Consider the following 23,367-nt stretch of genomic DNA (forward strand, 5'->3'; position numbering starts at 1 on the left):
CGTCTCGTTAAGAGCAAACCGAATTATAGCCCTTTTACAAAATAGAAGGGGCAAAAAAAGACCTGCCGTATCAACAACAGGTCTTTTTTTGTATAGGTTGACTACTTTTAATGATCTTTTTCAGAAGCATGATGCTTTCGTGTATGTATTAATGGAAATAGCATCTATAGATTGTCGTCTTTTTGTAGGTGCTTTAGTTTTTACTGTTGTTCGTCTTCACCTGTAGAAGTATCCGCGGTAATCTCAGAATCTGCATTCGGTGCTTCAGGTCCCGGTTCAGGCAGAGCTTCTTTTCCCTGCGTTTTAGGAGTCTCACCTCCGAGATCATCAGGTTGCTGCTGGCCTTCATCCTGAGTCATCGTATCTAAGTCAGAGCCGATAGAGCCTGCTCCGTTAAGATTAGTGTCCAATTGCTGAGCAACTAATACTTCATTCGGATCATTTTCATCTTCTTCAACAGGAAGTGAGTCCATATATTCTGCCACCTCTTGACTGGCTTCAATTGGTGGCTCTTCTTCGGCATCTGACGCCATTATTGCCATGTATGGTGCAGCTGCAAAGCTGAATGGAGCAGGAGGAGCACTCACAGTCACATCAAGGCTGTCTGTTACATCAAGGGTATTTCCATCTTGCTCAACTGTTGCAGTAACTCCTAGGTTGATAACACCTGTAAAAGAAGCAGGTGGCGTGATTTCAAGTCCGGACAAGTCAGCCGGATCAAGAGTCCATGAGCCGTTCATATTGTCTGTTCCGGCATTGAGCGTTGCACCGGTTGGAACACTATCAATTGTGACACTGAGAGTTTCTCCCGGTGCTGTCGTTTGTGCCTGAATATCTAAGGCAATAGGAGTATCCTGTGTTCCATTTGAATCCTGAACTGTAAATGCCGGAGCGTCTGGTTGACCTTCAACGTCTACAACAAGGCTGGAAGTTGAAACAGCCTGATCTGTACCATCTGTACTGGTCGCGGTGACGTTCAGTGTAATATTACCTGAAAAATCAGGTTCAGGAGTCAGCGTCAGTCCTGCCAAGTCGCCTGCATCTAGTGTCCACGAACCATCCATATTGTCTGTTCCAGCGCTGAGAGTAGCACCGGACGGGATACCATCTATTGTGACAGATATTGTTTCACCGCTATCTGGTGAGCTAGCCTGTATATCCAGCGGAATAGCTGTATCTTCATCCCCGCTGGCAGGTGAGGTCGACAACACTGGAGTATCCGCAACAGGATCTACCGTAACGGTCAGCTGCTCCGAAGTTTGCGCGGTGTCATTATTGTCTGGTTCAGTACTTACGGCTGTCACATTTAAATTAAATGTCCCGCTCGCTTCAGGTGGTGGTGTAAAGGTAAGCCCACTCAGTTCCGCAGGTGTAAATGTCCATGAACCATCAGGGTTTTGGGTACCGGCTGAGAAGGTGGAACCAGATGGCACGTTATCAATAACAACGGATAGCGTTTCACCAGAATCTGTAAGTGCAGGTTGAATATCTAAAGCAATAGGAGTGTCTTCATCGCCGCTAGTCGGCTGAACCGTTAGTGTTGGAGCGTCCGCAACTGGAGTGACAGTAACCGTAACATTTTCAGAAGTGACAGAAGTATCCCCGTCATTTTCTTCATTCAGGAAATCAAGAGTAAGAGGAATATCTCCTGAGAAGTTTTGAGCTGGGGTGATTGTTAAGGAACTCAAATCTGCCGGATCAACAGTCCATGTTCCGTCTGGGTTTTGTGTACCAGCGGAAAGAGTCGCACCCACAGGTACACCCGATACAGTAATTGCGGTTACTGTTTCAGATCCATCTGTATCCTGATAGGCAAAGCTGGCTGTAATTGGGATACTGGATTCTTCGTCTCCGGTTGTATCAGTAGCTGTTATTGTTACAGGGTCAGCTACTCCCTGAACGTCAACATCCAATGTCGCTACGGTTTGCTGTGTTTCGCCTGTTTGCGGTTCTTCGCTGGTTGCTGTGATCGTAAGTGTAAAGTCAGAGTTGTCATTTGTAGGCGGAGTTACAGTTAATCCAGCAAGATCCGCAGGATCAACCGACCATGTTCCATCAGGATTTTGTGTACCGGCTGAGAGCGTCGCTCCCGCAGGTACACCTGCAATAGAAACAGTAAGTACTTCTGAAGGGTCAGTAAGCGCCGCCTGAATATCTAAATTGATTGGTGTGTCTTCGTCTCCGGTCGCAGGAGTAGTGCTTAATTGAGGAGCATCCGCAACAGGTGTGACCGTTACTGTAAAGTCAGTTCCTTCAGTCAACGAATCACCATCTGTTTCTGTTGTCGTAATATCCGCATGAACATTGATGTCACCTGAAAAATGAAGTGGAGGCGTAATCGTTAACGTAGCTAAATCATTTCCATCAACAAGCCATGAACCATCCGGCTGTTGGGTACCAGAGGATAGGGTAGAGCCCGCAGGAATACCTGTTAAAACAGCTGTTACGGTTTCAGAACCGTCTGTATCTGTCTGGGTAAATCCTAAAGTCATTGGTATAACGGTATCTTCAGCTCCTGTAGAGTCTTGAGAATCAACGATAAGAGTGTCCGCGACACCTGTAACGGAAACAGTAAATGGTGCTGTAGTTGTCACCACTTGGCCTGTTGATGTTTCCATGGTGAATGCAGTGAGTTCCATGTTGATATCACCATTTGCATTAGGTGGCGGTGTGAATGTAAGCCCTGATAGTTGGGCCTGCGTGAATGTCCAAGATCCATCACCGTTGTTAGAACCAGCTGAGAACAGCGCACCCGATGGAACTCCGGTAATTGTTGTAGACATTACTTCAGAGCCGTCTGTGTCTACTAACTGTGCATCAAGAGTAAGGGCTATAGCAGTATCTTCATCACCTGTTGCGTCTGTGGCTGTAAGAATTGCAGGATCTGTTACAGCGGCAATGTTAACCCCGACGTTCTGGCTAAAACTGCCAGTAACGGTTCCAGAGTCACTAATCACCGCATCAACCGTAAAGTTAAAATTACCATGGCCATTTGGCGGTGGGGTAAACTGTATATCGTTGATGTTTGCTAAATTGACTTCGTAGGTTCCGTTTCCAAGATCGGTCACACCGGTACCACTTAACGTGGCTCCAGATGGAAGGTTGCTGATGGTTGCCGATGTCACGGATTCAGAACCGTCAATGTCCGTTGGGTTAATATTTAAATCGATATTAAATGGTGTATCTTCAGTACCATTTGTTGTTCCTAATGTTATGTTAGGCGTATCAACAATCGGATCAATATCTGCAGTCACGGTTTGACTATCTATCAACGTGTTTCCGTTGTTACCAGTTTTCACAGCCGAGATTGTAAAATCAAATGTTCCGGAGAAGTCAGGTGGTGGCGTAATTTCCAGATTGTTGAGAACAGCAGTATTTGATCCATCAATAATCCAACGATCATTGATAGGGTCATAAAACCCTATGTTCGGACTCGCACCTGGAGGGAGGTCTGATATGATTACTGCATACTGACTTCCGTCTGTACCGAAATCAACAGAGACTCCCACAGGAAAATCTAGATCTTCATCACCGGTAGGCGGTGGAGTTACGGTAACAGTAGGTGGTGTAACAGGGGGGCCTCCAGGACCTCCACCACCGCCACCAGGTGTCGTGGTAATGGTAAATGTTGCTGTATTGGTGGCTTGGTCACCTTCGGTTTCAGTCGAAATTGCAGTAACAGTGACTGGAACGTCTGTGTCTGGGCCACCACCTTGGTCATGGAAAGCGAGGGTCGGAAGAGAACTTGCGTCAATAAGCCAATTTCCGCCACCAAGGTTTAATCCTTCTGTTGGAATAATTCCCGTGCCTGCAAGTCCTCCAATAATAAGTTTCAGAGACTCAGAGCCGTCAATATCGTTTAATGAGCTGGCGATTTGAGCTGGAATATCTGTGCCTACAGGGCCGGTAATATCTTGCGCTGAAACGTTCGGTATATCGGCATCTGCTTCTACAACGACTCGAAGAGTTCCGGAACGTACTTCCTGACTTCCATCTTGTTCTTGAATGAGTGAGCTGACTTGTAATGTAAAGTCATCGCCGGAATCTGGAGGCGGTGTAATTGTCAACCCAGAAAACTCCGCAGGAGTTAGCCTGAACACACCGGAGCCCGGTGAAGTTTCTGTTCCAGCAGAAAGAATTGCACCAGTAGGAATATTTGAGATTTCTACCCATTCCGTTGTTTCTGACCCATCGGAATCTCGAGAAGCCGGATCAACCTTTAAGTTGATAGCGGTGTCTTCTAGTCCTCTAGCTGTCGGGTATGGACGAATACCATCAATAACCGGAGTCACCTCAACAGGGTGGGTGTAACTGAAGGTAGATTGTCTACCATCATCTTCCTGTACAACAACGTCAAATGACACATCAAAATTACCTGCAAAATCCTGAGGCGGTGTAATTGTCAGTGACTGAAGTTCCGAAGGAGTAAGAGAATATTTTCCATTTCCTATAAATGTGCCTACATTGATCGACGCGCCGTTAGGCAAATCGTAAATAACATAGCTGAGCGTTTCAGAGCCATCTGTGTCGCCTGAAGCTACCTCAAAGTTGACTGGAATTGCAGTGTCCTCATCGCCGACGGTGCTGTTTGAGATAATAACCGGAGCATCAGGCACACCGCGTAATGAAATACTGATCGGCAACGGTGCAGAATAGGCTTGATCTCCGTCACTTTCCACAGAAAGAGCTTGAACATTAATAGTAAAGTCTACGTTCGAATGTTCAGGGGGTGTGATTGTTAAGTTTGAAAGATCAGCGGCAGGAACTCGCCAGTTCCCATTAGGCAACTGTGTGCCTGCGCTGAAACTTGCACCTGCCGGAACATTAGAAAATTCAACAAAAAGGCTCTCTGATCCATCGGTATCAAACAAATTAGCCCGAATAGTAAGTGGGATGGCTGCGTCTTCGTTACCATGTGCATCAAGTGCAACGAGCCCCGGTGTATCAGCAACACCGACAACATGAATATTAAAGGTAGCGCTATTTGTTGCTGCATCTTGGTTGGAAGCTTCAGTGCTTGTTGCTTCTAACGTTAGAGGGATGTCACCAGAAAAGTTCAGAGGCGGAGTAAAGCTTAAACTTCCAAGATCAGCAGGATCAATAGTCCATGTTCCGTTACCGTTATCAACACCAGCAGATAGAACAGCACCATTCGGAACGCCTGAGATAACAAGCGTTAATGATTCAGAGCCATCAACGTCCGTAAGTTGTGAGTCTAAGTTTAAGGCAACAGCTGTATCTTCGTCTGTAACCTCGTCTTGCACAGTCACGGTAGGCTGGTCTGCAACAGCCCTGAATGAGGCACTGAAATTGCGAGAGCGAACAGCTGTGTCACCGTTAGAAGGTTCAACGGTGGTTACTCTGAATTGTAGGTTTACTGTACCGCTGAAATCTTGCGGTGGCGACAGTTCAATAGTTCCAAGCTGGTCAGCAGGAACCTCCCAAACGCCACCTCCTAGATCTGTACCGTTTATGACTGTGAATCCACTTGGCACGTTGCGGATGACAGCAGATTGAATTTCCTCGGAAGGGTCACGTACGTTAGCTGAAAGGTTCAGCGCAAGGTCATTATCCTCTACGCCATTTACATTTCGCGCAACAACGCGAGGGCGGTCTGCAACTGCGTCAACTGTGACGGTTATCGGAGCAGAATTTGTTGCAACATCACCATCATTTTCTGTCGCAACTGACGTTGCAGTAATATCGAATGTACCACTAAAGTTTCCCGGAGGGCGTATGCTCAGGTTTCCAATGTCACCGGCACTTATAGTCCAGCTTCCATCCGGCTGTTGTGTTCCCAGATTAAGTTGAGCACCGTTTGGTAACCCGTCAACGATAAAACTTAAAGTCTCTGAACCATCAACATCTGTAAGGTTACCGCTGATAGTAAGTGGTATCCATGTATCCTCATTCCCCGAGGCATCGCTGGTTGCAATACCGGGGAGGTCTGCATCACCTAAGATTGAAACAGGAAGGCTTGCCACATTCTGTGCTGTACTGCCATTAGGCTCAACTGCTATTGAAGTGACCGTTAGAGTAAAGTCAACGTTGCTGTCCGGTGTAGGGGAGAGTGTTAAACCTGTAAGTTCGGCAGGAGTAAGCTCCCACTGGCCGGCAGAAACTTCTGTACCGGCAGAAAGAGTCGTGCCAGTCGGTACACCAGTAATAATGATTTTAGATATTGACTCAGATCCAGTGATGTCAGTGGTTGCGGTACTGATATCAAGCGGCACAGAGTTATCTTCAAGAGTTGATGCCGGAGTAACGGTTAATGCAGGAATATCAGCAACAGCGTTGACAGTTACTGGAACAATATTTTGTGTATCGGCTGTTGATCCATCCGGTTCTGTAGCAGTAGCAGTAACAGTAAGATTGAATGTACCTTTATAGTCTTGTGGCATGGACATAGTAAGTCCATTTAGCTGTGCAGGAGTAAGCGACCATTCTCCGCCACCAAGATCTGTCCCAGCGCTCAATGTAAAGCCGTTAGGGACACCCTCAATACGTAAAGAAAGTGTCTCTGAACCGTCTGTGTCAACAAGCGACGAAGTTATGTTGAGATCCAACGGGATGTCTTCATTACCAACAATAGGTGGTGTCGCTAAGTTTGGAGCATCCGGAATTGGAGCTACCGTTACAATAAATGGATTGGTTACAGTAGTGCTGTCTCCAGTCGCTTCTGTGCTGGTCGCTTCAAGAGTCATGTTAATGGTGCCGGAAAAATGTAATGGAGGCGTTACTTCAAGCGTTGCCAAGTCGGCTGGATCAACACTCCATTTTCCGTTCCCCAGATTTGTTCCCGAGCTAAGCGTTGCACCTGTAGGTACCCCTGTAATAACAGTCGTCAGTGTTTCTGAACCGTCTGTATCTGTTAAAGCCGCGGAAAGGGCTAATGGAATCTGAGTATCTTCATCGCCTGAAACATTGCTGACACTTGTTGACGGAGGGTCAGCCACACCGCCAAAAGTTCCGCTTACTGGTGTAGAAACAGTCGCGGTGTCACCGTCGGCTTCTGTTGTGGTTACAGAAACTGTTAATAGAACATCACCAGAGAAGTTGGCAGGAGGAACAAGTTCAAGGTTTGCTAGCTCAGCAGGGGTTAATGAATACACTCCACCGCCTTGATCTGTACCTGCTGTTAGCGTGAATCCGTTTGGAATGCCGCTGACTTCATAACTTAATGTTTCAGAACCATCTGTATCAACAAGAGTCCCCGTAATATTAAGAGGCATGTTTTGATCTTCATCAACAGGACTAAGACTTGCTGTCAAACCCGGAGTGTCAGCAACGCCAACGACGTGGACATTAAAAGGTGCACTGTTGGTTGCTGTTGTTCCGTCAGACTCAGTTACTGTTGCAACAAGTGTGAGTGGTATGTCACCTGAAAAATGAAGCCCCGGAGTAATTGTTAAGCTGCCAAGGTCTGCAACATCAACCTGCCATTGTCCTCCGCCAAGGTCGGTTCCGCTGCTTAATGTTGCACTAGAAGGTACACCTGTGATTACGAGGGAAAGTGTCTCTGAACCATCTGTATCAACAAGAGACGAAGAGAGAGTAAGGGGGATTGCGGTGTCTTCATCCCCAGTAACATTTGTTGCCCCAACATTTGGTACGTCAGGAACCGGGGCAAATGATGCTGTAAAATTAGCTGAGTTAGTTGCAGTTACACCACCTGTATCAGTTGCTGTAGCTTCCACTGTGAGCGTGACTGAACCACTGTAATGCTGCGGTGCAGAGAGAGTGAGTGTGCTTAATTGAGCTGGTGGAATTGACCATTGGCCACCACCTAGGTCTGTACCTGCATTAAAAGTAAAGCCGTTTGGGACGCCCGAAATAACAACCTGTGTGATTGACTCGGAACCATCTATGTCCGTTGCGGCAGCTGTGAGCTGAAGAGGAAGAGCAATATCTTCAGTCCCGTTAACATCTTGTGCAGTAACGTCTGGAATGTCCGCTACTGCCGCAATCTGTACGGGCAGTGTTGCAACATTTGTAGCAACGTCTCCATCCGCTTCTGTAGCTGTGGCTGTAACTGTTAAATCAAAATTCCCGCTAAAATCTTGTGGAGCAGTCAAAGAAAGACCAGTTAAATCTGCCGGAGCCAATGTCCAAGTTCCGTTTCCGTTGTCAGTTCCTGCAGAAAGGGTAAAGCCGTTTGGTACACCGGCTATGGTAAGCTCCAGTGTTTCTGACCCATCAAGGTCATTAAGTGCTGAGGTAATAGAAAGTGGTGTGACTATATCTTCTGTGCCGCCTGCTGGTACGACAGTTAAATCAGGAGTGTCAGCAACACCAGTAACATGAACATTAAAGGGATTGCTTGAAACAGCCTGCGAGCCATCAGGCTCAGTGCTTGTAGCAACGAGCGTTAACGGAATATCCCCTGAAAAATCATTAGGGGGGAGTATCGTAATGGAACCAAGATCAGCGGGGCTGACTTCCCATCTGCCACCGCCAAGGTCAGTACCGCTGCTGAGAATAGCACCGCTTGGTACTCCCTCTATAACCGTTGTCAGCGTCTCTGAGCCGTCTTGGTCAACCAAGGATGCAGAAAGTTTGAGAGGGATCTGCGTATCTTCAAACCCTTTGACATCCTCAACAGAAGCATTCGGAGTGTCTGCAACTGGGTCATACACGGCAGTTACAGTTGTTGAGGCACGCGCGACGTCACCGTCATCTTCAGTAGCAATAGCAGTAACAAGCATAGAAACACTGCCGGAAAAATGGAGCGGAGGAGTAAATTGGAGTCCTTGAACTTGGTCTGCTGTAAGCGTCCACGTTCCGTCGCCGTTATCTGTTCCCGCAGAGAGCGTTGCGCCACTCGGTACATTGGAAATAAGGTATGTGAGAGTTTCAGAACCGTCTGTATCAGTCAATGCTCCGTCGATGGTGAAATTTGCTGCAATATCCTCGTCACCGGAGGCTAGTTGTGCTTGGAGCAAAGGTGTGTCTGCTACACCGATAACATTGACTGGCAATTGAGCACTGATCGTTGCGATATCCCCGTTGCTTTCAGTGCTCGTAGCCGTAACCGTAAGAGTGAAATCTACGTTAGAGTCTGGTGGTGGAGTGATGGTCAATCCACTAAGTTCGGCAGGAGTTAAGACCCATATTCCATTCCCTAGTGGCGTACCATTTGAAAGAACTGCGCCGTTAGGTACACCGGAGATTTGTATAGACAGAACTTCTGAACCGCCATCGGAGTCCTGAAGAGCAGAAGAGATATCCAAAGGAATTGGAGAATCTTCAAAACCTGTTGCCGGCGCGACATTCAAAGAAGGAGCTTGCGCTTCAGGGACAAGCACGTTCTGTTGGGTTCCTGACGTCGGTGGTGTAGGGCCTGTAGGCTCTCCGCCAGTTTCAGTAGGCGGTACTGTAGAAGGTTCTATTGGTTCAGAAGGAATAGGGCGCTCTATTCGAACACTACCTTCATCTGCATTAATATTTCGTTCTGGGAACGTTGCACCACCCCCGCCAGCGCCAACCGCCGAACCGCCTCGGCCTCCAGTACCTTCTTGAGGGCTACCAGAATCAGGTGAAAAAACTGTTCCCGCGGTTTCTTCTTGTGCAGCATCTGAGGAACCACTGTCCGTAAAGTCTTGATGCTGTCCACCTTCACCGTCAGGTCTGTCATAATAGGCTATTTCATCTTCTCGAGTGCCTATAGGCTGCTCTTCAAAGCCGTAATCAGGACCAGATTGAAGAAACTCTTCAGCATCAAGAGCCTTAGCGTCCTGATTTACTTGTTCAGCCTGTTCTGCTGCCTTTGAATCCTGCTCACGACGTAATGATTTATCAGATTCTGCATCTATATTTGTAGGTGCTTTTTTTTTATCAGCCATAATTTCCCCCTGCACTTACCGTTCTGTGAATCCCTTTTCTGTCAGCGTAAATATTGGCTTCAGTAGGTATTGTAGTACGGTTTTTTGTCCGGTAGTAATGTCCACTTCTGCGGTCATCCCTGGGAAAATCTGGCGTTTTGCGGACTTGTCTCCTATGTAGCTTCGTTCAGGGACTACTTCACCTACATAGTACAACTCTCCGTTAGGTCCTGTAAACGTTGTCGGGCTTATATGGTCTAATGTTCCGGGCAATGCTCCGTATCTGGAGTAATCAAATGTATCTATACGAATGGTTACAGGCTGCCCGACTTCGACAAAGCCAATGTCACGAGGGGAAATTTGAACTTCTACGATCAAATCCACATCAACAGGTACCACTTCAGCGACAATTTCACCCGGTGTTACAACAGCTCTTGGGCTTTGGAACGGTAGCTCTTTGACAATGCCTTTCGCAGGAGAAACTATGATGTGGCGCTGCAAACTTGAACGACGTTCTTTAAGACGCAGTTTTGCTTCTGCAAGCTCAAGCAGAACTTTTGACCGTTCGCGTTGCGCTTCGGTGTAAATACCTTGTTTGGCGTTTTCTATCTGCTGTTTGACTTCCTCAATTTCTTTCAAAAGAACTTGTTGAGTACCTTTAAGCTCCGCCATTTCTTTGCGGAACTCAGCCTCACGCTGTTGAGCATTTAATAATTCAAGTTTTGATGTAATGTTCTGCTTGCCCAACGCCCTGTATAAACTGGAGACCTCAGCAGAGGATGTAAGCTGTCCACGAAGAACCGGAAGCTTTGCATCAATTGCGGCCAGTGTTTTTTCTTTCTGTTTCAACTGTTCATTCAAAGCCAATAGGCGGGTACGCATTTCTTCTTTTTGTGCGTAGAGCACCTGACGTTCTTGTAAAACAAACGGGTAATATGCTTTGCTGAATTTTGAAAAGTCTGCATTTCGACCTTCAACAAAGGCTGCCAAGCGCTCAGCTTCAAGTTCAAGATAAGCTGTACGGGAAACCAACTGATTTACATCTGTTTCAGCTTTTATCGGTTCAAATCGGGCAAGTACTTGTCCCTTGGATACTTCTTGTCCTTCTCTGACAAAAAGTTCAACAAGCTGGCCGCCTTCCAGCGCTTGAATCGTGATGATATCTCCAACAGGAATAACTTGTCCTCTAGTTCTGGCTACTTCTGGAACTTTAGCCAAGGAAGCCCAAAATAACATTCCAAAAACAAACATGATAATAAACCACGTAACTACCCGTAACGGGGAAGGGCGTCGGTGAGGCATAACGCTTCTTTCTCGGAACATACTGTCGTGCTGTGATGATTTTGTATTCATTCCTCTTCTCCATTATGCCGTTGCTGGTGGCTGTGGTGAATTGTTGTCGTCGCTTGCTTTTTTACTGGCTATCTTCCCGAAACTTATTGGCTCACCTCGATCAAGGATGAGCACTTTGTCGCATCGTTCAAGAATACGAATGTCATGAGATGCAACGATAATTGTCCTGTTTCCTCTAGAATTATTTAAAAATTCCAAGAAGTTTTTCATGTATTTTTCACCATGGAATATTGGTGTATCCATAACGAGAAGTGGTGGTTTCTTCAGCAACATGCGTGCAATACAAACGGCTTGCTGCATGTCCTGCGGGAGGGTGAATCCTCTCTCAGTTACCATAAATGTATCCAGTCCGTGAGAAAGTGTGTCGAGTAAATCACCCGCACCAGCTTCTTTCAGTGCTTCTTTTATGTTTTCATCCGTTGCACCGGCTTTTGCTAAAAGCATGTTACTACGTAGCGTACCACGGAATAATGTATCGTTTTCCGGCATAAATCCAAGCCATGAGCGAAGGTCTTCAGGGCTAAACTGACGAATATCGCGCCCGCCGATCTGAACGCTTCCCGCCTGTGGCTGTAACAGCCCGGTTATAACACTAAGCAGTGTTGTTTTTCCGCTACCGTTTGGACCGGTAATTCCGATAACTTCTCCTTCTTCAACTTGGAAAGAAACTCCGCCAAGAGCCGGATCTCTGTCAGCTACATGTCGAAGTACAACCCTGCTGATACGAACGGTGGCTGGCAGTCTTTTCAACGGAGAAATAAGAGAAGGATCAAGCTTTTCACCTTGCAGTTGCATTAAGCGGTCAATTTGCTGTGCAGAAAGACGTAGCTGGTAATAGCGACTGAATGAGGCTGCAAAACTTTGAACCGGAGCTGTAATGCGCCAAATAAGCATCATAGAAGCAATAAGACCACCTGGCGTTGTAGTTCCATTAAGTACCAGCAACAAACCAATTCCAAGCGTTGCCAGTGCCAGTAAGGAAGCAGCTGTGCGCACGATAACTCGTAACGCAGAGGCAAGCATGGAGTATTTCTTATTGGCAACGGCAGAACGAATGATGATGCGATAAAAGTTTGTTATCCAAATTTCTTCAATGCCTGTTGCCACTAAATCTTTATATTTATCAATGGTGTCTTGCTGTATTGAGCTGCGTTCTGCATTTAAGGAAGCAGCAAAACGCATAGCTTTATCTTCCATAATACTGAGTATCGGAATTATGATGGCGTAAAAAGCAAGGCCGATAATTGGAACGAGAACTAAAGGGCCGCCTAAGATGCCGATGGCTATAAAGTAAATTACGATAAAAGGGGCATCTAATATTGCTGTTGCAAGGTTCCCAGAAACAAATTCCCGTACTCTTTCAAGGTCACGTAAGCGGAGGATATGTGAGTTTGTGCTTGAGCGAAGAAGGACAGAGAGGGGGAGGGAGAGGATTTTACCAAAGGACTCTGTACCTGAAAGATAAGCTAATCTTCCGGCAGAATAGGTTTGCATGCGAGATCGTACGATTCTAAAAAGTGTTCCAAACGCAATTGCCAGAATTACTCCTGCCCCAAGATAGAAAAGGGAACTTACGGAGTAAGCAGGGATAGCCCGGTCATAGACGTAACGCATAAAGAATGGCAGTGCGAGACCGACTATGTTTACAAAGAAGCTGGCTAGGAATGCTCCGTTTATTTGTTTACGCATCGTAGACATAGTCCACGAAAGCCATGAGGTATTAGGTGGTGGCTTAATAGCTTCTAGCTGTGGATAAACTAAGACCAATAGGCCATCATTAGGTATTTCAGTGTCTGGCATTACAGCAGAAATAGTACCGTTTGAAGCTAAATGCAGACCATGGCCGGCTATTTTTTCATAAGTGCTGGCGTCATGAACGCTTGTCTCAAGCCCGAGACGCGCAAGCGTATCGCACAGCCCTTCAAGACTATACGAATTATCGACAGGGAGTGCTGCCAAAAGTTGCTTTGAGGTACCGTCCCAACAAATTGCAGGGAGAAGTTCGCTAAGCGCTTCAGCATAGGGTGTGCCGTTCAGTTTGGCATTTGCAAGTGTGATAAGGAAATTGCCATCACAAACTACATCATCGTCACACCGAGATGCTGTCCGAAATTGATACTGCTCCTGAATATTCACAGTCATGATGATTCCCCTAGTTTGCTTTGGAACGTATGTTACAGATTTCATCCATAGAGAGACGGTGAGGGAAATTGTTAAGAATAATAGGATCAGTAGAGAATATAATAACAGTCAGGTCTGTAAGAGAATTAAGCAGGTTAACAATCTGTTTTTTACCGGAAATATCTATTCCTTCATCTGCTTCATTTAAAATGAGGATTTTGGGACGGTTTATTAGTGCACGAATGATTGCAATACGCTGAATCGTCCCCGCTTCAAGCGGGCCACCTAGCATATCACCAACTCGTGTTTGAAAGCCGTTGGGAAGAGAGTAGATAAACGGTGATAATCCAATATCTTCTGCTAACTCAAGTGCCGGACGCTCGTTCGTAGGTGTGTATAAAGAGATATTTTCAAGAATTGAGCCGCGGAATATTTCACTGCGTCTGGTGACATAGCCAACAGATTTGCGATAGGTGGTCCTGTTGTAGGCTGAAAGTGCATGTCCCCCAACAAGGAATGTTCCTTCTTTTGGAGCGACCGTGCCGATCATAAGCCCCGTAAACAACGGGAGACATAGCCCAGAAGAAGGGTTGAAACTAATCTTTTCTCCATTTGCAACAGAAAGAGAAAATGCAACATCTGACTTATCGCGGGTCACAAGAGCGTTCTCTAGATAAATTGAACCGTCAATAAGTGTCGTTTCAGATTCTGCATCAAATACGTCTTGTTCTTCGGTCTTCCAAAAATCTTCAATATGTTCTTTGGCAACCCAAGTTCTCTGTACTTGCGTCCACACAACAAGAAGAGCGGTAATAGGCGCAAGGCTTCGGCCGGCAAGGATAGTACAGGCGGCTAATCCCCCTGTTGTCAGATGTCCGTTGATGACAAGTAACGCACCGACAATAACGGTCAGCACTGTTGTTAAAGAACCGAGTAGAGCAACAAATGCACCGAACTGCTGACTCAATCTGTCCAATCGAGTACGCTTCGTCACAAGTTTTTGTGTTTTATCACGGAAAATTCGTGCAGACATGCTTTCTCCCCCCAAACTTTTAATCGGGGTGAGAGCATTAAGAATATTTGTCACATAGTTCATCCGATCATCTTCTACTTCACTTGTTGCTTTATACGCTTTGTGCAGCGCTGTACCTGCATAAAGAGTGGAGTATGCTGCTACAACAAAAAGAAGAAGTGGGACGAAAACCAGTGTGCCGCCAATGTACCAAATGGCTGCAAGAAAAAGCACAGAAAAAGGTAAATCAATCAGAGCAAGTGAAGTTTGTCCCGCATAATGATCACGAAGACTGCTGATATCACTAAAGCGTTGCTTTAGAGAGCCGCTGCCTAAATTTTTAACTGAGGCGACACTGCAACGGAATATCTTCCTCATGGCTTGTACGGCTGATTCACATTCAAATGCTTCAGCATAGAGAGTTAGCAGATAGGTGCGGATGAAACGCAGTCCACCCTCAAGCAGGATAGCTATCGTAGCACCCAAGAAGAGCATGGTTGCGGTGCTAAAAGCTTTACTGGGAAGTATCCTGTCATATACTTGCAAAAGAACAACAGGAATAGCCAGACTGAGTATATTAATGAGCGTGCTTAGTAGGATAATGTCAACACGTATCCCTAACTCAGGCTTTTTAAAGGACATTTTCGCTTTGGAAGCGTCTGGATACATAAGCGCTCCTTGTAGGCATTCGTAGTTACTACGATTACTATACAACTAGCGTTTATCTTTTACAGTATTATCTATGGGTATAATATGACTACAAAATTTATTATACTTTGTATTAATATTCTGATTTTACAACTAAAAAGGCTAGCACAATAAAAAGAGTGCTAGCCTTTGATATTATTATGTTAATTCAGATCGATCCAGAGTGTTTTGGTTTCTGTATACTGATCATGAGCCTGAATGCCGTTGTCTCTACCTCCGAAGCCGGACATCTTGTAGCCGCCAAATGGTGTAGTAGCGTCACCTTCGCAGAAGCAGTTAACGGAGACTGTTCCGGCTTTCAAAGCTCGTCCATATTGATGAGCTTTTTTTACGCTATCTGTAAACAGCGTTGCTTGTAAGCCATATTCAGTGTCATTTGCGAGGGCAAGAGCCTCTTCATCTGAATCAACAGGCATAATTGCTGTTACAGGGCCAAAAATTTCTTCTTTAGCTATGGTTGCATCTTTCACGACGGATTCAAATACTGTCGGAGGAATGAATAAACCACTTCCGATTGCAAGAGGTTCACCACCAGTTAGTATTTTCCCACCTTCCTTTGTACCCTGCTCAATGTAGGACATAACCGTTTCAAAATGTCCTTTGCTGACCATAGAACCTAAATTATGAGTTGGCTCGAAAGGATCGCCAGTACTCCAGTTTTGTTCTATTTCTTGGAGGAACAATTCAACAAATTCATCCTTTCGACTACGCGGAATAATTAATCGTGAGTTACCAGTACAATTTTGTCCCATATTCCAAAATGATGCCGCCGCAGCATTTTCAACAACTTTTGAGTAGTCTTTCACATCATCCAGAACCACAAACGGACTCTTACCACCAAGCTCAAGAACAATCTTTTTTAAGTTACTTTGCGATGAATATTGTAAGAATTTTCGCCCGACAACTGTTGAACCTGTAAAAGATACTACATCTACATCAGGATGTAATCCTAACGCTTCACCGGCAATTCCCCCAGGACCTGGAAGAACGTTAACAACACCATCGGGAATACCGGCTTCTGAAGCAAGTTCCGCAATACGTAACGTACTTAACGCCGTCACACTCGCAGGCTTAACAACAACGCTGTTTCCTTCTGCCAATGCAGGACCCATTTTCCACCCAGCCATCATGAGTGGAAAGTTCCATGGAAGAACGCATGCAACAACGCCAATGGCTTCACGAACAATTAATCCGACTGCATCCAGTCCTGTAGGAGCAAGAGAGTCATACCGTTTGTCAGCAATTTCGGCATGCCATTCAAATGAATGAATTGTTTCTGGAAGATCTACTGTCAAGCATTCTGAAACTGGCTTTCCGCTATCATAACTTTCCAAAACAGCAAGTTCGACCATATTGGCTCGCATCAGTTCACAAAACTTGTGGAGAATTTCTTTTCTTTCTGTCGGGTGCTTTTGACTCCAGTCCCCACGTTCAAAAGCGGCTCGGGCGCATTGTACTGCGTAGTCAACGTCTTCAACACCGCATGCAGCAATTTCTGCGATTATATTTCCGGTAGCTGGGTTTACAGTTTCCATTCTTTTCCCAGAACGTGCCGCAACAAATTCACCGTTAATGAATGCCTCTGTTGGAAGGGTGAGATGTTCAGCTATGTTCTGATATTCAGCTCTTGTAAGAAAGTCGGACATTAAGATTCTCCTTGTAAGATACAAAACTGCTTTGTTCATCGTGAACATTCGCTCACGAATGGTGAATATAATATTTTGTTCAGCGTGCTAAAATTTAACACCCAATAATACTCTAGGAAGGAAAAGGGACAGATCTGTCCAGTACGTAGTAAGGAGCAACGTCGGAAGCCATGCGAAAATGATCATATAGAATGTCGGGGAAAGCATCTTTGTCACCTTACAACCGGCAACTCGTGCTCCGAGGTATAGCATTGGGGCTGTAGGAGGAGTAACTAATCCCATGCCTAAGTTCACACCGAGAATCGCTGCAAACTGCACAGGATGAATACCTAAATGTGTTACTACTGGAAGTAACACAGGGGTACACAATAATGTACCGCTTGTATCATCCATAAGCATTCCAATGATCACCATGAAAAGGTTAACCATCAGCAGCATAACGATTTTACTGTCAGATACTGAGTTGAGGAAAGTAAGAATGGTTCCTGGAAGATCTTCAAGGACATAGATACGACTTAAGATCATAACGACAAACAACATGCACATAACAACACCGGATGTAACAGATGTTTTGACGAGCACTTTGGGAAAGTTTTCTTTGTTAAGACCTTTGTAGACCCAAAATCCTACAGGAATTGAGTAGAGAACCGCAATGCCTGACGCTTCTGTAGGAGTCATAATTCCTGCATAAATACCGCCCAGTACAATTACTGGCATGAGTAAAGCAGGGGTGGCTCCGCCAACACGTTTACTCATTTCTTGCAGCTTTGCTGTAACAGATTGCGGTTCAGAGAGAACTAAGTTCTTTTCGTTACGTAATAGCACTGCGTTAACGATACATAAAAGAATGGTCAGTAGAATACCGGGGCCAACGGTTGCCAAGAAGCAACTTAAAACAGACTGGTATGAAATCCATGCATAAATAATTTGAATACAACTTGGAGGTATCAGTAAGCCAAGCGGGCACGCGTTAACCAGCAGTGCCGCAGAAAGACCTTCAGGATAGTTGGCTTTCTTCATTTCAGGCAGCATTACTGCTCCGATACAGGAAAGAGTCGCTGCCGCAGCGCCCGAAATGGAACCGAAAATTGCGCTTGCTGCAACCGCAACAGTACCTAAGCCACTTTTTCTGTCGCCAATTAAAATCTTAATGAGATCAACAAGGGGCTTTGCAATTTTACCACGCTCCATTAATCCGCCTGCCATAATGAACAATGGAACAGCAAGAAGCGCTACCGTATTCATTTTACTGTATCCAACCGGGAGCAAGGATGTGACATTGTAGTCTCCAGTGAAGACCATCCACATAATGGTTGCAGTAAAGCAAAATGGAACAGGGATACCAATGAGCAGGGTGCCGATAAGAATTACGATCGAAATTAGGACGTCCATTCTGAACTCTCCTCTACAGGCTTAATGAGATAACTTTTATGAATAATCGCCTGTACTGCCTTGCAGCAATGAACTGCGGCGTAGAATGTCATAAGAATAAATCCAATTGCGATAGCACTTTGAGGAACAATCAGTGGTATTCCCCAGCCCATGGTTTTTCCCGAAAATTTAAGCTGCCATGAAATGAGTGACCATCCCCAATAGCTAATATTGGCTGCAAAGATCACTTCTAGAAGCCGCGCTATTAAGTTTACGTATGCCGCGGCCTTGGGGTGGTTGTTAATTAAGGCAATTTGAATAATATCTGCTTTAATTTGTGAATCTTCATAACTTCCGTATGCTGCGCCAATAAAGTACATCCAGAAAGCAACGATCATTACGAGCTCATCATAGGCAAAAAGATCTGTTTTCAGCACATACCGCATAAAAACAACTCCGCTTATGATGGCAACAATTGACAAGCTGGTTGTTATTAGAATTGCGCGTTCAAGTTTAAGAAGTAATTCATATAACGCGATGCAGATTTTCTTAAAATATTTCATTAAAGCTCCTGCGGTTAGGCAGAAATAGCAGTTCGCTATAACTAGGCGTAAGTTTGCTAAGGTAAGGTGCTGCCGACTGGTCCGACGCATTTATTAACGATGAACCAGTCGGGCAGTAATATGTTTTGGTGGGGTCGGAACCAAATCCGCTAACTAGATTTCACCAAGATCTTTACGTACTGCGTTAAAGATCTCTTCGCCGTACAGTGAGTACAGTTGCGGCCAAATTTTCTGATGCATGAAATCAGCCATAGCTTTTGACTGTTCAGGGGTAGGACGCAAGATAGTCAGACCGGCTTCTTCCATTTTTTCCATGTAGAAGTTGTCTTGTTTTTCTGCCAACGCAAAGCTTGCAGCCGCCGTTTGTTTAAAAACATCACGAACGATTTGAGCATCAGCGCCAAGTTTTTTGTAGATGTCTTTGCCCATGATGAATGCGTTACATTCTACAAAGCTATTGTACGCTACATAATATTTTTGAATATCTTTAAAGGTAAGGTAGTTAACATCTGGAGTGCCACCAATCCAACCATCGCAAACACCTGTCTGCATGGCACTGTAAATGTCTGCCCAGTTAATTGTTGTTGTACGGAAATGCATTTCTTTTCCAGAAAGTTGGAACACTTTCATAGGAGGGACTCGGATAAGAATACCTTTATCAACATTCGGGTTAAACGGATCTTTAGGCTCGACTTTACTGCCTAATCCGATAAGACCGATGACATTAAAGCCAAAAAATTCAATATTCTTCTCATCAAGAATTTTTTTGAAAACATTACTGAAGTTAGAGTCGTATGAGAAAACTTTTGGAATGTCTGCGTAGTCCTTAACAATGTAAGGAATGCAGTGAGATTCGAGGCGGATGTCGTATTCACTAGGAAGGTTTACCTGTCCCATATCGACAGAGCCGCGCATGATATCTTGGAAGAGCAGGGTGTAGTCACCAAGCTGATCAGCAGGGTAGATTTTAATTTTTACGCGTCCGTCTGTTTTTTGTTCTACTTCAGCAGCTGCCTTATAAAGCAACTTTGTAGACGGATGTTCCTCTGGGTAGTGACCTGCAAACTTGATTGTGATCGCAAATGCGGAACTTGCTAAAAAAACAAACAATAATGCTGATACAGCAACAGCTGCAAAATACTTCTTGATATCTCTCACGATATCCTCCCGAAAGGTAATACGTTTTCTTTACAAACCCTCTGTATATATTTTGGAACAGACTCGTATGAGTTAACTGTTTTTCCCGGAGTTAGATCCGTATGTTTGTAGTAGGTTTTGAGCGGTAGGGCTTTGAGCAAGTCCACCTAAGCCGGTACATCTAAGCTCCAGCGGCATTTGCTGAGAAATTTGTTGTAAAGCCTCTATTGTTTCATCAAGAGGGATACTATTTGTAAAACCTGCCTGAATTATTGCGGCACATGAGACCGCGTTAACTGCACCAAGTATATTTCTTCCCAGACAGGGAACTTCAACCCGATCACAAATTGTGTCGCAGACAATCCCGAGCATGTTTTGTAATGCCATTGACGCAGCATCCACGGCCTGCTGTGCGGAACCTCCGAGAAGGTTAACTATTGCGGCAGCTGTCATGGCACTGGCAGAGCCACATTCAACCTGACAGCCACCTTCTTCTCCGGCGAACGTGGCTGTTTCAGCGATAAACACACCTACAATTCCAGCTGCTAATAATGCCTCGGCTACTTCCTGTTCGTTCTTCTCAAACTCTTCAGCAACCGCCCATACTGTTCCGCCAAGAACTCCGCAGGCACCGGCAGTTGGAGCAGCGACTATTACTTCCATGGCACTTTTACAGTCCATGATGGCAGTTACATTTGTTGTCACATTGTGAAGACAGGAGCCTAATAAAGGAGAGGAGCCTGCTTGCAGTAAAAGAGGACTTTGTGCCGTTAATATTCTGTCTGAATAGGTTGTTCCTTTCCTTCCGATCTCAATGCTTTGCCGCATTGTTTGGGCGAGCTCTGTCATCAAAGAAGATAATTCAGATCGACTCTTCCAGCTTCTTGCCGCTTCATAATCACAGGCAAGATCACTAAGCGTTATGTGTGGGTCAGAGGTTGAAGACAGCATTTCTTTCGCCGTCCGGAAAGGAACAGGTGAATCAAATGCCAATACAGGCATAACAGGGGACATTTTTTGAATAGTAATTGTTTCAAATGCAGTCGAAAGCTGAGTAATTGTTTCAGCAGTAAGCGGAGATACACTTGTAACAACGTAAATACGGTGAGTTGCTGTTTCTGTGGGAATCACCTGCAAAATGTTTGAAGGAAGAGAGTCCGCCTCAAACAAAACCAAATCACTTTTTGCAGAAGTAAAGATGGTTGTGTATGTGTCCCCGAAGAGTGATACAGAAGCGCCATTAATTGTTCTGATTTCAATAGCACCGCCGCCTAGTGATACCGCTTCCATTGTTTGATACTGTTGATCGCTGCCTTCTTCATAAAGCTCTAGAAGATAGGTATTAGGATGTGATGTAGAAACGTCTTCAACTTTGAACTCTACATGGATACCAAGCTCAACAGCTCTTTTCTTTGCAAAAGGAAGCAGCTCACTGTCTGGTGAATCTCCAAGTAAACCTCCAACAAAGCCCATTGCTGAACCTTGCCCATCGTAACTCAGACTCAGTGCTTCAGATTTATCAAAGCGAACAATAGCTCTTTCCGGTTGTCCATTCAGAAAATCACGAGCAAGTAACCCAATACGAAGTGCTGCAGCAACATGTGAGCTTGAACAACCACGCATCACTGGTCCTATTACTTCATTGAAAATACTGGCAGGAATTAATCGGGAAGCCATCATCTACTCCTTTACTTCTTCGTCAATTTAGTTTGACGAAGCGTCAGTACGGGCTATTTCACCAAGTGACACAGGGAATATTGGAGGTTGAATATGGTACGTCGGGATACTCTCAGGCTCTAACGCGCATTCTTGTGCAATAATTTCAAGAATGGCCTGTTCACACATTCTTCCCTGACATTGTCCCATGCCGGTTCTCAGTTGTGATTTAATCCCATCTGGCGTGAGGAAGCCTTGCGCTATTGTTTTTCGAATTTCCCCTGCTGTTATCTCTTCACAACGACAGACGATGGTTTCATCAGTTGGAACCAATTTTGAAGGGATTGGAGCAAAACAAGTATCTATCAGGGGCTTCGTTGAAGTCACTTTTTTAAGTTTCCGGAACGTGGCTGATGCTTTTTTATCCCGTTCTTTTTTGGTTATTTTCTTAAGAGAGCGAGCGCATTCAAGTCCTGCTAACGTTCCCTGAAGGGCAGCTGCTTCTGCACCGTAAACAGCAGCACCATCACCAATGGTGTACACTCCTTGCTGAGTTGTTTCTCCCCAGCATGTTGTGCGCGGATACCAATAGCGTTGAAGTGAATTCCAATCATGAAGGCAACCCGTTAAGCGAGTTAACCGTGTGTCTGGAATGACTCCTTCATGTAGCAGTACCGTCTGTCCACTGAGGGAATGTGACTTTCTGCCGCGAGAGAATGAGGCCATCAGTTGTTTATCTTCATGGGAGAGAGACAGGTCTCGTACATTAAAAAATACTGGAGCCTTGCTACCAAGTGTTTTGAGGAACATATGCATTCCTTCAAATAAATACGTCGGACGCATAAGAGCTTGCGGCATACATGGCAGTGAAGAAATGAAGTTTCTATAGGAGGCTGTGAGCAAGATTCCGGCAATAGGAATATCTAATTGTTGAAGATGAACGACGGATTGAAGCAACAAGGGGCCATTGCCGTAAACAATGACTGGAGCATCTAACGTCAGCCCCGAGTCTTTAAGTAGAAGATCAGCAGCACCTGCGCCCATAACATTAGGTAATGTCCAGCCGGAAACAGCGACAGGTCGTTCTACAGCTCCTGATGCTATGATGATGTGCGTACTGCAAAAAGACATGGCAGCCCCATTACAGCTTACGTTCACAGTGCCGTTCTCAATACTCCAAACAGTTGCATTTGTAATAAGTTTAGCAGGGCAAGAATGAAACTCTTCGGCAATACTAAGGCCGTGCGTATAATGCTTTCCAAGAAAGTTCTGTAATTCAGAGGAGGAGTGTTCTATATTGCGGTAAATTTGTCCGCCGACTGCAGACTGTCTGTCCAAAACTGTTACGGACAGCCCACAACGTGTTGCAGCAATTGCTGCACTCATACCGGCCGGTCCGGCACCAATAATAACTATATCGCTGTATACAGGCATGTTATAAACCTTCGTGGATAGAAATTACAGGGGCTGTATGTTGTCGTGTTACCTGCATGCCTTCAGAGACCTTTACTAAACATCCTTGCTGGTTTGGCACGCCATCGATAGTTACGAGGCATTCAAAACACACTCCCATTTGGCAATAGCCAGAACGTTCCTGTCCTGAAAGGGGAGTTGTGCGAATGTACGAGTGACCGACCTCCATGACTGCTGCCGTAACAGTGATCCCAGACGGGACAGAAACCTTCACGCCGTCAATCGTAATAGAAACAGTTTTTGGACTCGAAAACGCTGCCTTAGGCATTGCGAACTCTCTTTATGCAAGAATTTATGCGTATGGGTTGATACGCAGCCTTTCTCAACTACGCCTTTGAGAAAGGCTGCTCACAGTAACAACAGTTGTTAGCAGACGTGGAACCCATCCTTTAGCGGATCATTAGGATCAACGATGAGTTTTAATTTCCCTGTAACATGTGCTGTACCTGTCACTTCAGGAACACCGCCTTTACATGGCCCAACTTCAACAGGCTCTACAATTCGTG

General features: G+C 45.2%; 12 protein-coding genes. All 12 read right to left on the reverse strand.

Annotated elements, in window-relative coordinates; all coding sequences use genetic code 11:
• Positions 1-200: 200 nt before the first annotated feature.
• The 12 genes from QZY95_RS01190 to QZY95_RS01245 all read right to left on the reverse strand — a co-directional run bounded on the left by QZY95_RS01190 (position 201) and on the right by QZY95_RS01245 (position 23,362).
• On the reverse strand, positions 201-9,842 hold the full coding sequence (locus tag QZY95_RS01190; RefSeq protein ID WP_290918236.1) for an Ig-like domain-containing protein: 9,642 nt from the start codon (positions 9,840-9,842) through the stop codon (positions 201-203).
• A gap of 15 nt (positions 9,843-9,857) precedes the next feature.
• On the reverse strand, positions 9,858-11,174 hold the full coding sequence (locus tag QZY95_RS01195; protein WP_290918239.1) for an HlyD family type I secretion periplasmic adaptor subunit: 1,317 nt from the start codon (positions 11,172-11,174) through the stop codon (positions 9,858-9,860).
• A 12-nt stretch (positions 11,175-11,186) separates the two neighbouring features.
• Positions 11,187-13,316: an ATP-binding cassette domain-containing protein gene (locus QZY95_RS01200; protein ID WP_290918242.1), complete on the reverse strand. Its 2,130-nt coding sequence runs from the start codon at positions 13,314-13,316 to the stop codon at positions 11,187-11,189.
• A gap of 10 nt (positions 13,317-13,326) precedes the next feature.
• The gene (locus QZY95_RS01205) at positions 13,327-14,976 is read right to left on the reverse strand and encodes an ABC transporter transmembrane domain-containing protein (protein WP_290918245.1); all 1,650 of its coding nucleotides are present in this window, start codon (positions 14,974-14,976) and stop codon (positions 13,327-13,329) included.
• A gap of 182 nt (positions 14,977-15,158) precedes the next feature.
• Positions 15,159-16,661, reverse strand: coding sequence for an aldehyde dehydrogenase (locus QZY95_RS01210; protein ID WP_290918247.1), 1,503 nt, complete (start codon positions 16,659-16,661; stop codon positions 15,159-15,161).
• A gap of 87 nt (positions 16,662-16,748) precedes the next feature.
• A complete protein-coding gene (locus QZY95_RS01215; RefSeq protein WP_290918250.1) occupies positions 16,749-18,053 on the reverse strand; it encodes a TRAP transporter large permease in 1,305 nt (434 codons plus the stop codon).
• Positions 18,041-18,595 carry a TRAP transporter small permease gene (locus QZY95_RS01220; RefSeq protein WP_290918253.1) on the reverse strand — a complete coding sequence of 185 codons (555 nt, stop codon included), beginning with the start codon at positions 18,593-18,595 and terminating at the stop codon, positions 18,041-18,043. The genes QZY95_RS01215 and QZY95_RS01220 overlap by 13 nt, the downstream gene beginning before the upstream one ends.
• Before the next feature lie 153 nt (positions 18,596-18,748).
• The gene (gene dctP, locus QZY95_RS01225) at positions 18,749-19,753 is read right to left on the reverse strand and encodes a TRAP transporter substrate-binding protein DctP (protein WP_290918255.1); all 1,005 of its coding nucleotides are present in this window, start codon (positions 19,751-19,753) and stop codon (positions 18,749-18,751) included.
• 72 nt (positions 19,754-19,825) lie between these two features.
• On the reverse strand, positions 19,826-21,409 hold the full coding sequence (locus QZY95_RS01230) for an L-serine ammonia-lyase, iron-sulfur-dependent, subunit alpha (protein WP_290918258.1): 1,584 nt from the start codon (positions 21,407-21,409) through the stop codon (positions 19,826-19,828).
• Positions 21,410-21,436: 27 nt separating this feature from the next.
• Entirely contained in the window at positions 21,437-22,822 is a 1,386-nt protein-coding gene (locus QZY95_RS01235; protein WP_290918261.1) for an FAD-dependent oxidoreductase, read from the reverse strand.
• 1 nt (position 22,823) lies between these two features.
• Entirely contained in the window at positions 22,824-23,129 is a 306-nt protein-coding gene (locus QZY95_RS01240; protein WP_290918263.1) for a (2Fe-2S)-binding protein, read from the reverse strand.
• 98 nt (positions 23,130-23,227) lie between these two features.
• Positions 23,228-23,362 (reverse strand): proline racemase family protein, encoded by a 135-nt coding sequence (locus QZY95_RS01245; protein WP_290918269.1) that lies wholly within the window; start codon positions 23,360-23,362, stop codon positions 23,228-23,230.
• Between the last annotated feature and the right edge of the window lie 5 nt (positions 23,363-23,367).

This window comes from Halodesulfovibrio sp. (assembly GCF_015482765.1).
Taxonomy (GTDB): domain Bacteria; phylum Desulfobacterota; class Desulfovibrionia; order Desulfovibrionales; family Desulfovibrionaceae; genus Halodesulfovibrio.

Bases quoted from the DNA above. Each gene is read 5' to 3' on its own strand.
- QZY95_RS01190 (WP_290918236.1), bottom strand. From the start codon at position 9,842: ATGGCTGATAAAAAAAAAGCACCTACAAATATAGATGCAGAATCTGAT.
- QZY95_RS01195 (WP_290918239.1), bottom strand. From the start codon at position 11,174: ATGAATACAAAATCATCACAGCACGACAGTATGTTCCGAGAAAGAAGC.
- QZY95_RS01200 (WP_290918242.1), bottom strand. From the start codon at position 13,316: ATGACTGTGAATATTCAGGAGCAGTATCAATTTCGGACAGCATCTCGG.
- QZY95_RS01205 (WP_290918245.1), bottom strand. From the start codon at position 14,976: ATGTATCCAGACGCTTCCAAAGCGAAAATGTCCTTTAAAAAGCCTGAG.
- QZY95_RS01210 (WP_290918247.1), bottom strand. From the start codon at position 16,661: ATGTCCGACTTTCTTACAAGAGCTGAATATCAGAACATAGCTGAACAT.
- QZY95_RS01215 (WP_290918250.1), bottom strand. From the start codon at position 18,053: ATGGACGTCCTAATTTCGATCGTAATTCTTATCGGCACCCTGCTCATT.
- QZY95_RS01220 (WP_290918253.1), bottom strand. From the start codon at position 18,595: ATGAAATATTTTAAGAAAATCTGCATCGCGTTATATGAATTACTTCTT.
- QZY95_RS01230 (WP_290918258.1), bottom strand. From the start codon at position 21,409: ATGGCTTCCCGATTAATTCCTGCCAGTATTTTCAATGAAGTAATAGGA.
- QZY95_RS01235 (WP_290918261.1), bottom strand. From the start codon at position 22,822: ATGCCTGTATACAGCGATATAGTTATTATTGGTGCCGGACCGGCCGGT.
- QZY95_RS01240 (WP_290918263.1), bottom strand. From the start codon at position 23,129: ATGCCTAAGGCAGCGTTTTCGAGTCCAAAAACTGTTTCTATTACGATT.